This window comes from Paraburkholderia sp. LEh10, assembly GCF_017814945.1.
GTDB lineage: Bacteria > Pseudomonadota > Gammaproteobacteria > Burkholderiales > Burkholderiaceae > Paraburkholderia.
This window is the reverse complement of sequence record NZ_JAGIPX010000122.1, coordinates 1-12030: the sequence shown is the minus strand read 5'-3', so window position 1 is coordinate 12030 and position 12030 is coordinate 1. Positions and strand designations below refer to the sequence as shown.

Annotated in this window: 9 protein-coding genes and 2 pseudogenes; 3 read left to right on the top strand and 8 right to left on the bottom strand. The window is 52.9% G+C overall.

Features of this window, described 5'->3' with window-relative positions; all coding sequences use genetic code 11:
- Window positions 1-80 precede the first annotated feature (80 nt).
- The 3 genes and pseudogenes from J8I87_RS42080 to J8I87_RS46560 all read left to right on the top strand — a co-directional run.
- Window positions 81-884: pseudogene (locus J8I87_RS42080) on the top strand (4Fe-4S dicluster domain-containing protein); the annotation flags it as partial.
- Window positions 885-1320: 436 nt separating this feature from the next.
- A pseudogene (locus tag J8I87_RS42070) lies at window positions 1321-2727 on the top strand (IS110 family transposase); the annotation flags it as partial.
- Entirely contained in the window at window positions 2642-2869 is a 228-nt protein-coding gene (locus J8I87_RS46560) for a zinc ribbon domain-containing protein (protein WP_409518885.1), read from the top strand. The pseudogene J8I87_RS42070 and the gene J8I87_RS46560, both read left to right, overlap by 86 nt.
- 543 nt (window positions 2870-3412) lie before the next feature.
- Here the strand turns inward: J8I87_RS46560 and J8I87_RS42065 are convergent.
- From J8I87_RS42065 to J8I87_RS42030, 8 genes are all read right to left on the bottom strand, one after another.
- Complete coding sequence (locus J8I87_RS42065) at window positions 3413-4771, bottom strand: glutamine synthetase family protein (protein WP_209938456.1); 1359 nt, start codon at window positions 4769-4771, stop codon at window positions 3413-3415.
- A 72-nt stretch (window positions 4772-4843) separates the two neighbouring features.
- The gene (locus J8I87_RS42060) at window positions 4844-5749 is read right to left on the bottom strand and encodes a homoserine O-succinyltransferase (protein WP_209938455.1); all 906 of its coding nucleotides are present in this window, start codon (window positions 5747-5749) and stop codon (window positions 4844-4846) included.
- A gap of 85 nt (window positions 5750-5834) precedes the next feature.
- The gene (locus J8I87_RS42055; RefSeq protein ID WP_245254573.1) at window positions 5835-6431 is read right to left on the bottom strand and encodes a LysE family translocator; all 597 of its coding nucleotides are present in this window, start codon (window positions 6429-6431) and stop codon (window positions 5835-5837) included.
- 70 nt (window positions 6432-6501) lie between these two features.
- Complete coding sequence (locus J8I87_RS42050; RefSeq protein ID WP_209938453.1) at window positions 6502-7323, bottom strand: gamma-glutamyl-gamma-aminobutyrate hydrolase family protein; 822 nt, start codon at window positions 7321-7323, stop codon at window positions 6502-6504.
- Window positions 7324-7325: 2 nt separating this feature from the next.
- Complete coding sequence (locus J8I87_RS42045) at window positions 7326-8387, bottom strand: fatty acid desaturase family protein (protein WP_209938452.1); 1062 nt, start codon at window positions 8385-8387, stop codon at window positions 7326-7328.
- Between the two features lie 29 nt (window positions 8388-8416).
- Window positions 8417-9739: an O-acetylhomoserine aminocarboxypropyltransferase/cysteine synthase family protein gene (locus J8I87_RS42040; protein ID WP_209938451.1), complete on the bottom strand. Its 1323-nt coding sequence runs from the start codon at window positions 9737-9739 to the stop codon at window positions 8417-8419.
- 1 nt (window position 9740) lies between these two features.
- Window positions 9741-10892, bottom strand: a complete 1152-nt coding sequence (locus J8I87_RS42035; RefSeq protein ID WP_209938450.1) for a 2-aminoethylphosphonate--pyruvate transaminase — start codon at window positions 10890-10892, stop codon at window positions 9741-9743.
- A gap of 929 nt (window positions 10893-11821) precedes the next feature.
- A partial coding sequence (locus J8I87_RS42030; RefSeq protein WP_209938457.1) for a hypothetical protein occupies window positions 11822-12030 on the bottom strand: 209 nt, incomplete at its 5' end.

The window sequence follows — 12030 nt, the reverse complement described above, 5'->3', positions numbered from 1 at the left end:
GCTCGGAACATGGCTCTCGATCCACGACTTCCCGGACATTCACTCGCGCAGCATTGTGGGCATGACGCCGCTGATGGCGGCACACGGGCGGCTGGCCGCTTGATGCCGGCACCTATGGCGGCTCGTTTCTTTATCACATGGACGACAACCGGATCGTCACCGGTTTTGTAGTGGGACTAGGCTATACAAAACCGTACCTGTCGCCGTTCGAGGAATTCCAGCGCTACAAGATGCACCCCGAAGTTCGAAAATTTCTGGAAGGTGGCAGGCGCCTGTCTTACGGGGCACGAGCGATCGCCGCTGTCGGATTGATGTCTCTGCCTAAGCTGGTGTTTCCCGGCGGTGCGCTCGTTGGCAACGAAGCAGGCTTCTCGACGCTTCGCGCATCAAGGGTTCTCACGGCGCAATCAAAACGGGCACGTTGGGAGCGCAGGCGACCTTCGATGCGCTTCAAGAGGGACGCCAGTGCGACGAACTGGATTCGTATCCTGAAGCACGCTCAGTCGAACCATGAGATGCTCAAACCTGCGTCGGAATGCAGGAAGATCGATTACCCAAAGCCGGACGGCAAGCTGACGTTTGACCGATTGTCTTCAGTATTTTTATCGTACACGAATCACGACGATAATCAGCCGGCGCATCTCACACTCAAGGATCCGGCTGTTCCGACCAATGTCAACCTGCGGCACTATGCGGGCTCCGAAAGTCGCTATTGCCCGGCTGGCGTCTATGAGTTCGTCGAGACTGGAGATGGTCACGAGCGGCTGGTTATCAATGCGCAGAACTGTGTGCATTGCAAGACGTGCGACATCAAGCTTCCGACTCAGAACATTGTCTGGGTGCCTCCGGAGGGAGGCGGCGGCCCCAACTGCACGGATATGTAGCAGCGTGTGTGCGGTGACCTCCGTTGCATTCCTGTCGATGCGGTGGATGGTTGGCTCGACTATGCTCGCCCGCCGCTAAAATAATAAGCACACGAGGCAATCAGCATGGCCAGGCCGATTACCTCGGAAACCACCGCCGCGCGCGGCGGTGACAGGAAAAGCCGCAACAAACAGCGCGCAGCCACGCAACTTGACAATGCGATCGCGATTGCAGCCATCGCCACGAAAGCACCTCTTGCAATCTCTTGCATCTGGATTTTTTCACCCGCCCGAGTACATGGTCAGACTCCATAGTGCCACCCATCGGAGTGTTTCTGTCACATCTCTCGCGCCTGAGCTTCATCTTATGGGCGATCAACAGATTTGCTTATGCAAACGTAGGCCTCCACGGTGAAGCGCAGACTGGGCACATCAATCTCACAAGGGGCGTGCGTCTGTGAACAAGTACGATGTGGTTGTGATAGGCGCGGGTGTGATCGGGACGTCTGTTGCCTTTCACCTGTCAAAGCTCGGTGCAAAGCGTGTGCTGGTGCTTGATCGGGCGACGGTAGGCGCCGGCACAACGGCTCAGTCGTCCGGGATCCTGCGTACGCACTATTCGGTAAAGGAAAACGTCGAACTGGCGCGCAAGTCCTGGTCGGTGTTCAACGACTTCGCCAACTATCTCGGAGATGACGAAGCGTCGTGCGGCGTCGATGCCGGCAAAGGCCATCATCACGCCGTCGCCCTCGATCGGACTGGAAAGCGCCTGTACAACAAGGCATTACCCAACGCGATAAGGCCAAGCTGTGCGCCCTCATCACCGAACTCAAGAGGCACGGCCAACTCCTGTTCGTCGTCGATCAGCCCGTCACCATCGTCGACGTTGCCCGTGGCAGTCGCCCGCGATGAAGGTGTCCTGGTCGCAAATCTACAGGGTCGGGTCTGGCTATGCGCCGCATCGCGGACCTGCGCACTGGTGAAGCCAAGACCGATGCCCGCGATGCCGCAATCATTGCTTAAGCCGCGCGCTCAATTCCGTACGCTGCGCTCACTTCGACTGGCTGACGAACCGCTCGCCGAACTCACCATGCTGTATGGCTTCGACGACGGCCCCCGGCACAGATCACGCAGAACAGCAACCGCATTCGCGCCTGCTCACCCCGATCCATCCGGCGTTGGAACGAGTTCCGGGACCGCACCTCGACCATCCGGCGGTGCTCGATCTGCTTGAGCGATACCCGTCACCCGCCGAGCTCGCCTCAGCTAGCGAGAAAACACTCGCCAACCGCCTCACCAAACTCGCACCTCGCATGGGGAAGAGCCTGGCTGCCAAAATCGTCCGAGCGCTCAGCGAACAGGCGGTGATCGTGCCCGGTACTCAGGCAGCAACCATCCGTTATGTCGCGTCGCGCCCCAGCAGCTCGCGTCCTTGCGGAAGCAACGCGAGGAAGTTGCCAGCGAAGTTGAACGCCTGGTGCAGGCACACCCCTCTTTGGCCGGCCCTGACCAGCATGCCGGGAGTCGGCGTCAGGATCGCCGCCAGACTCCTCACTGGAGTCGCGCACAAAGCGTTCGCCTCAGCCGCACATGTGGCTGCCTATGCCGGCCTTGCCCCGGTCACCCGACGCTCGAGTTCATCCATTCGGGGCGAACATCAGTCCCGACACGGTAACAAGGTGCTCAAGAGAGCGCTCCGTCTTTCGGCCTTTGCTTCCCGCATAACCCAATCTCAAGGGACTATTACGCGCGCAAGTTCCAGCAGTGTAAGCGCCACAATCAGGCGCTCATCGCTCTCGCCCGACGACGCTCCTACGTACTGTTCGCCATGCTTCGCGACGGCACCCCCTACCAACCAAAATCCGGGCCTGTACTTGACGAATCAGATAGGGAGCATCCCCCGCAGCAAAGCGATTATCGCGGCGGCACGCCGTCAGGCCGCGCGCGAAGGCCATTTCAGCAACTACACGGCTACAGAACGCAGTAACCTCCTGCGCCGCGGTTGAAGCGGCAGCAGCAATGGTACCGCGGCCTGTCCAGCCCAAAAGAGGCCATACCTTATTACCGGATCATCGATTCGCGTCAGAAAATTAGTTTACAGATCCAACCGCCGTACAGGAAAAGTGACATCGTTGCATTGTCCGCAAAGTGGCAACAGAGTCAGCGACGCGACGCTGTGTGCGGCCTGACAGCCGCAGCCGGCGGAACGGCGGGCAGTGGTCGTTCGAGCAAACCCATGAATTCCTGACGCGGTCCGAACGTATAACACGCATGAATAAGCCCTTGGCGCCCGCTTTGTCGGGTCGTTTTTGCAGCAGAATATCGAGCACAGCGCCATTCGGCGACCGCTCGCCACAGCAGAGAACGTTCACCACACCGTGCAACGAACCTCCCGACCACGTCCCATGTCTGGCCCGGCCGACGTCGAATCTCCTTGCGCGCCGCAAGCAAAATCCCGCCATGCTACCCACCCCCATCTTTCCAATCGAAGCTATGAGGGAAGCGTGCATTCCACCGCTGCGAATCTCAAAGAGGGCGACTCGGCGCGATTAGCTTCTCTCGAATCCTCTGGTCAACTCCCAATCCGTTATACGGCGATCATATTCGAGCTGCTCCCACTGAGCCGCATGCACGTAATGATTGGTGACTGTGTCGCCAAAAACCTCGCGTAGCAAGGTCGAATTTGACGCTGCAGTGATCGCTTCTCGTAACGTTTTTGGAATTTCAGGTAGCTCGCCATCGAGATACGCGTCGCCGATCAGTGGACGCGGTAGTTCAAGTTTGTGATCGATGCCCGCAAGGCCAGCCGCGATTAGTCCGGCGAAAGCGAGATATGGATTGAGATCCGCGCCGCCAATTCGACATTCGACCCGCACGGCATGAGAGCCCTCGCCGCAAACGCGAAAACCAGCGGTTCGGTTATCAAGACTCCACACCGTTCTCGTTGGGGCGAAGCTCCCTTTCTGAAATCGCTTATACGAGTTAACGTACGGCGCCAGGAAAAGCGTAATGTCTCTTGAATACCTCAAAAGTCCGGCGAGATAGGAACGCATAAGATTCGACATGCCATAAGGCGAACTCTTCTCCCAAAAAAGCGGGGTTCCATCCAGTGTCCATAGGGAAGAGTGAATATGGCACGACGATCCCGGAAGCCCGTAGCTCCACTTCGCCATATACGTAATCGCTTTCTTTTGCTGCGAAGCAATCTCCTTGCTGCCATGCTTGATGATCGTATGTTGATCTGCCATCATCAAAGGATCGGCATAATGTACGTTAATTTCTCCTTGACCAGCACCCCATTCTCCTTTTGAGCATTCGATTGCAATTCCTGCTTCATGCAATCCATTCCTTATTGGGCGCATGACAGATTCTTGGCGCGTCGTCGACAAGATATGGTAATCATGACTGTATGTTCCACATGTCGTCAGGTCGCGGTATTTCTTTACCGACGTTTCCTCGTAGGTCTCATTGAACAGATAGAACTCAAGCTCCGATGCGAAACAGGCACTCATTCCCCTCTCCGTCAGGCGGCTAAGCTGTTTCTGCAGGATCTGCCTCGGCGAATGCGCAACCGGCTGGCCGCTCTGATCCAGAACATCGCAAATTACCAATGCAGTCCCTTCCAGCCATGGAAGTCGCCGTAACGTCGAAAGATCAGGCTTGAGCACGAAATCGCCATACCCTTCTGCCCAGCTGGCGCTGGCGTAGCCAGCGACCGGTTCCATCTCCATATCGTTTGCCAGCAAGTAATTGCAGGCGTGCGTTTCCAGATAACCGCCTTTAACAAAAAAGTCGCCGTGAAATCGCTTCCCAATAAGACGCCCTTGCATGTCAACCATGCAGACGAGCACAGTATCAATAACACCAGAAGCAACCGCTTGTTTCAATGCGTCGAATCTAAGACTCATCACTCACATCCCTAATAAACTTTCCACGCAAATTCAATTTCTTCAAAAAAGAACCTTGATCATCAAAAAATCTCAACGAAGCGTATTAAAAACGGTCTTGTATATCTGGCCAACCCAGTTTCCGAATAACAGATGCGCATGACTTCGCCAGCAATTTCTGGGGCGCAGGGTTTCACAATCGTCCGAAAAATAATTTTTAGGTAACCTTGTGCGCCGACCGATTGACCGATCACGAAAATATTCATCCGCTAGCGTCTGTGAGTCATACTCGATATGATTGAAGATGTGTAGAGAATGATGCTTCGGGTCATCAAGAAGGCACAGACCCGTCTCTGGCGATTCCATGAGCACGGATATACCACTGCTAGACGGAATATCCGTGCTTCTCATTTCTGTCCACCGAGAAACTGGAATAAAAAAATCATCCGAAAAACCCTGCAGATAAGGCGACGTGGACTCTAGGCTACGATGCCTGAAAATACCGAAAGCCTTCTCCGTCAGAGCATACTTGGGCAAACCGTGGAAATGATGCATCGCAGCTTGCGCTGCCCAGCAAATGTTGAAGCAACTTCGAGCGTTGGTTTGTGTCCAGTTTAGGATTTCGACAAATTCGTTCCAGTATGCGACTTGTTCGAACGGAATCGACTCAACCGGCGCGCCCGTGATGATGAAACCATCAAAGACCTGCTCCATTACGTCGATCCAATCTCTATAAAAGGTCGTCAGATGACTCACCGGTGTATTTTTTGGCGAGTGGCTTGCGATTTTTATAAGCGTAAGGTCGACCAATATAGGTGTTGCGCCGAGCAGGCGTGCAATCTGAATCTCCGTCTCGATTTTGTTGGGCATGAGATTAAGCAAACCAACGTGTAAAGGCCGGTCGCGCGAGCACAATATACTGTCGCCTTCCATCACTGTGATGCCTTCTGTCTGCAGCACAGTCCCTGCGGGCAATCCTTTCGGCACTTTAATAGGCATGGATCTACAGTCTCCCTTTCAATCTAGACGGCGCGTAGAATTGTAAATGGCACTCAGACAAAGGCATGCGGAATCCCGAGCGAGATTAAAGGAGCAAACCAAGTGCGATGCATGCGTACAGTGCGCCTGTTATTTTTTCCAACAAGGATTTGTTCTTGAAGGCGATGCTCGCTCGATGCGCAATAAACATATAAGTACTATAGACCGCAACCGAGATGATGGTCGCGGCAACACCCATCGAAACTGCTTGAGTGGAGTACGAGCCATACGGGTTGATAAAGCTTGGATATGTAAGCAGTGTGGCTATCCACCCTTTAGGGTTGGCCAAAGAGACTACGAGTGAATCGGCAAACATCTGTTTCGAGTTCCAATTCGTCGTTTCTTCATCGCTCGAAGCCGAATTTCCACAGAAAGTAATAATGGCAAGATATACAAGATATATCGCACCCATCCACCGTAAATACTTCAACACCCATTGGTTATCGCGGATAAAAAAGCCCACGCCCGATAACACGACTGCCGCATGAATTGCCGCACCGATTCCGAATCCGACGGCTCCTGGAATTGCAATTTTGAGTCCGTGTTTAAGAGTTTGCGCGACGGCAAACGCGACGTTCGGTCCCGGCAAAACTACTGCAGCAGTAAACGCAAGGAGAAACAAAGCGAACAAATGAAAATCCATTGACACCGCCAATTCTGTTTAAATATTGCCGAATGGAAGGAACAGCGGCCTGAGGATCTGACCTCGATCGCTATTTTTTGCATCGCTGCGCCATGTAGGCGTCGCAGGCGCGCCCGAATGCCTCGAAAATATTTTGGCTCGCGTTATCCCTACTAGCGTGCCATTCAGGATGCCACTGAAGCCCGAGTTGAAATGTTGGTGAATTTCTATATGAAAGCGCCTCTACAATATCATCATCTGCGACTGCTTCCACTTGAATACCTCCTCCCAGCTTGGCAATGCCTTGCTTATGCAGCGAATTAACTTGTAGCTCCCCGTTCTTGACAACCGACGACAGCAATCCACCAGGAGCGATTTTCACCGAGTGAACAGGTAGATACTGCTCGTCGCGAGGCAGGTTTGCGTTTTCTGAGTGCGTGATCCCCTTGTGTGACGACGACAAATCTTCGTGCAGCGTGCCGTTTCTATAAACGTTCATCTCCTGCAAGCCACGGCAGATCCCCAATACGGGCATCTGAAGCTCTCCGGCTACCGTCAATGCGACCCACGACAACCGGTCTCGCGGACGATCGATCTCGCCGGGGACAACATCGTCTTCGGTGCGCGCCCATACGCGCTCGTTCATGCACAAGATATCGGGATCAAGATCGGATTCGTCGCCCGTCAGCACAAGCCCGTCGAGACGGCGCATCGCTTCACGAAATGTGCGAATAGTCGCCTCCGATGGACGATCTCCGTCTATCGTCGGTAAAATGACGCACTCGACCGAAGCGTACTTCGTCAGCGCCTCGATATAGCGCCGCCGCAACCAGTCGCGATGGACTCCGTCGCAAAGATGACGATTTGCGGTAACCCCAACAACAGCGCAACCCATAGGACGATGCTGATCCATCGTTACGCTCGCTCCTCGCCCGGCAGGCGCTCAAGCTGAGCCTCGTACAGCCGCCGGTTCCGTTCAAGAAGTTGGCTGATGACACTTGGCTGCCCTTTGGGGCCGCGAGCGAAGAGTCCTCCCCATGAATCGGCAATCTCGGCATATTGCGGATCGCGTAGCCTGATCTTTTGTGCCCGCTTCAGGTGCCAGAAGGGGACGCCAGGCGAGAGGTGATGTTCCAAATGATATTCGTCAAGATTGGCGCCGAACAGCAGCCGCTCGATCAGATTACCTTTGCGATTGCGCGTCAGATAGACATCGTCGGTTTCCGTCTCGCACATTGGAGAATGCTCCGCAAGTTCGATGAACCAGCCCAATGCCTGAAAGGTCGTCAGATAAGGAACCAGCCAGAACAACACGAGCATATCAAGCGATTTTGCCTGAACGAAACCGAGGACAACGATCAGCCAGAATACTGCGAATCCGTAAGTATCGATGGCAGATCCCAGCCTATCGATGTCCTTCCGACCTTCGCGTGAAATGAGAAACCGGTTGTTCCATAGATATTTGAGGTAGCGCAACGTTGCACCGCCCAGCATCGCCTTCCAGACAACGGAGAACGCGTATTCACGTGGATGACGAACGTCATATACGCCCGACGATATGAAGAACTTCAGGTCAGGATCTTTCTCCGGGTCGCCGAGATGAGGATGATGCAGATGAACATGAGAGTAGCGATAAGCCCAATGACGCTGCAGAAGAGGATATGCTGCAAAAACAATTCCGAGAAAATAGTTCCATCGACTGTTTTTCGCAAGTGTCCGATGTGCCGCGTCATGGGCGATCGTGGTCAGCCCCCGTTGTTGTGCGCCAATGATTAGCGCTGCAATAGGGTACAGCCACCACGATATTCGTATAGTTGCGTAAGCACACGCCAGAATCACCAGATAGTCCTTCACAATATAAAGCGCGCCGGTGATGTTATCAGGCTTCAATTCCGACAACTCACGGGTAATGTCGCGCGAGAAGCGGGAGGTCCTGAATCGTTTGCCCCGCAGTTGCCACGCTTCACAAATTTCCATGATGAAACATCCTCCATGAAAGATCGACGTCAGACGGCGTCCAGTCCTTGTTGAATATCCGCGACGATATCGTCTACGTTCTCGATGCCGACACACAGGCGAATGGAACCATCAAAAATACCGGCGGCCTCACGCTGTTCTTTTGGAACAGTCGTGTGAGTTGTAGACACTGGATGTGTGACCAATGTTCGCGCATCACCCACGTTTGATACGTGGTACATAAGGTCGATGTTGGTAATGAATCTGCGTCCGGCTGCTTCATCGGCCAGTTCGAACATGACGATCGCGCCATAACCGACACTCGCGTCAATCAACTCGTCAACAAGTTCGCGTTCGTATCCATAGGACAGCGATGGATATGAAACACGCTTGACCTTCGGATGCTTTATCAAGAACTCGGCAACGGCCAGGGCATTCTCACAATGCCGTTGCATGCGAAGATGAAGTGTTTCGAGCCCTTGAATCAACTGAAAGCTGGAGAACGGACTAATCGCAGCACCGGTGTCACGAAGCCACGTCATCCGCGCCTTCAGCAAATAGGGACTTGCTCCTAGGTCGTCAAGTTTAAGAACAGCCTCTTTCCAGAGGATGCCACCATGGGCTTCGTCCGGTTCGTTAAACAACGGGAACCGGACTGTGTCATCGAACGCGAAGCGCCCGTTATCTACAATCAATCCGCCGAGCGTCGTTCCATGGCCGCATAGATACTTCGTCGCGGAATATGTGGAGATGCTCGCGCCCAAAGAGGCGGGACGGCAGACCAAAGGAGTTGTGGTATTGTCAACGATGACAGGAACCCCATGCCTTTTCCCGATCTCCGCGAGCGCCGCGATTGGCAAAGGGACAAGACATGGGTTGGAAAACGCCTCTCCGAATATTGCAATGGTTCTGTCATCGGTCAGCAATTCGAAAGACGATATGTTCTTGGGATCTGCGCATCGCGCCTCGATGCCCAGCCGTTTAAATGTATTGAAGAGGAGATTCCACGAATTTCCATACAAATACTTCGATGCAACTACGTTATCGCCTGGCGTTCCGCTGCACAGGTTAGCGATGGCAAGAAAGGTTGCGGCCTGTCCCGAAGCTACCGCAAGAGAGTCGCTTGCACTCTCCACTGCGGCAAATCGCTTTTCGAGAATACGCGTCGTCGGGTTGATGATCCTGCTATACGTAAACCCATCTTCCTTGGCGTTGTAAATTCCGGCAATCTTTTCCAGATCACCTTCAAGCTCATAGGCTGTTGATTGGTAAATAGGCACCGACACGGCCTTTGTCACCGGGTCATGGCGATAGCCAGCATAAAGAAGTGCTGTTTCTGTGGACATCTGTACGTTGGCGTTGTTTCTTGACATATCACAAGACCTTTTCCACAGATCGGTTTTTGGACGCCGATGAGTATTTCCTAACGCCTCGATTGGCGTCGAAAAAATCTTGAAACGCAATTTCCAACAGTCGAATCCACATCGAATCGATGCGCCCCATACAACCAATCCTGAAGCTGCGAGTCTGAGAATGCAACTTTGTATAGATGTAGAGGTTGTAGTCCACCAGATGGGCGTATAGCGCGTCGAGATCTTTTTGCGTACGAATGACATTGGGTGCAGTAAGGGCAAGGCATACCGGCGACCGTATTCTCGCGTTTAAAAGAGGAAAAGCGTACGGCGCGGTTGCTCCTATGATCGCGTCGCGTACAGATCGGTAACGCTCACCGCGGCGAAAGACGCCCTCGATGGTCAGTCGCTCAAGTGCTTTGGCGCAAGCCTGAATGACGTGCGTTGGAGGAGTCGAGCGCCATTCACCGGATTTCTCAAAACTGTTCCATTGGTCTCGAACATCCAGCACGAAGGAATTCATATGTTTAACTCTACTATTAAGCATCTCCAGTGAAGCGATTACAAACGACACACCCGGTGGACCTTCAATGCATTTATTGCTAGAAGTGACGAGAATGTCAAATTGCACTTGCTTGGCGCTAATCTCCACCGCACCGAAAGAACTCATTGCATCTATGATCGTTCTTACACCATGCTTCTTTGCTAGTTCTACTATCGGTCTAAGCGGATTAATAACGCCAGTGGTGGTTTCGCAATGCACGAAGCAGAGATGTGTAATCGCGGGATTTCTTCTTAGATATTCGGCGATTTTGGATGTTGAAAGTGGCTCATCACATGGAGCGGTCATGCTGACAACATGAACACCACGGAGTTGCAGCATCTTTAACATCCGCTCACCATAAATTCCATTGATGCAGACGAGAGGACGATCGGAAGGCGCAACAAAGGAAGCCAACGCGGCTTCTATGCCGTAGGATCCACCGCCTTGCATCGGGATCACCGAGTAGGCGTCTTTACCGTCAACTAAATCAACTATTATATTTCTTACCTGAGCCGTTATCGTCTTGAAACACGCGTCGCGCGAGCCGACGTCATATTGCATCTGCGCCCTAACCTCGTCGCTCAACGTCAATGGCCCCGGCGTCAGTAAGAAATGATGCGGTACAGTCATGTATAACACTCCACGATCGAAGATGATTATGTGAAAGCGTGAACGGTATATTCTGGCGTTCTTGAATACGCGCCACGTGACATATATTCCATTGCATTTCTTATCATTTTTGCCTTGTCTGAGCCTTCACGAAACCGCTCGATTTTTCGATATGCCCCTTCCTTCTCACCTTACCCCGCCCAGATCGTTCGCTTTTACGCTCACTTACGGTCATCGCCGAATCTGTGCATTGCGAGTCCTTCAAATGTCGTTCACTTGCGCGACGATCAGCGTTCCGCCACGCGAGGCGAAATGCAATTTTCGCCTCGACCTGCGATGAGTTCATCCGAACCAACCCAAACTACTTGTCATCAGTTGAGGCAAACGGCATGCAGACGAAACGCGCACAGCACCCGCAAGCGTCGCCATCGCCTACCGCCCGAAGTCCGTTGTTGCTCATCTTGCCACAGTGAGAATGTTGTTAGCATGAATCTTTCTGATGCATATCTAACGATTTTTAATAGCCACGCGCATCGTCAATCATCGATTGGTTGTTACCGTTACACAAAAATTAACTACGATTTGAAATAAGAAACCACGAACCTTAAGTCGATTTTTTATCAACATGATGATGCACGCATTGAATGAGCTTTTTCGGTACCAAACTCCAGCATCACTGGACAGTTTTTGCGTTTCAATGCATATTGCTGGACTAACCGGACAGATAAAATTTTTTCTAACACATTGCATGCCCACTTCCTCATCCTTCGCTCGTGGTCGCATTGATGGGTGGAGAACACGCAGTGCGACCGTCGATAATCAGGGAAGATGTCGGGAGCTGGTAGCGTGTCCGCGTTGAAGCGATCGCCGAGGAATTGGTCGAATTATCTGCTTTCTCAGTCCGGGAATAGGCCGTCAGTCAACTAAGAAAGAGGCGCATTCCGCAGATTTCAAGACCTCAAGCGCGGGCATGCTTTACCTAAAAGCACTGACAGTACTTCTCGCTCATCCGGCACTTGCTGCGCGTTTCGTTCTATCGAAGAAAATTCGGCTAAGTTTTGCCGCATCGCATTTGTTACTCGTAAGTCAGTAATATAGGAGACAGACGGATGCCTAAAGAACGAGCGAACAAGCCTTGGGTTCCGTCCAATTTCTGCAA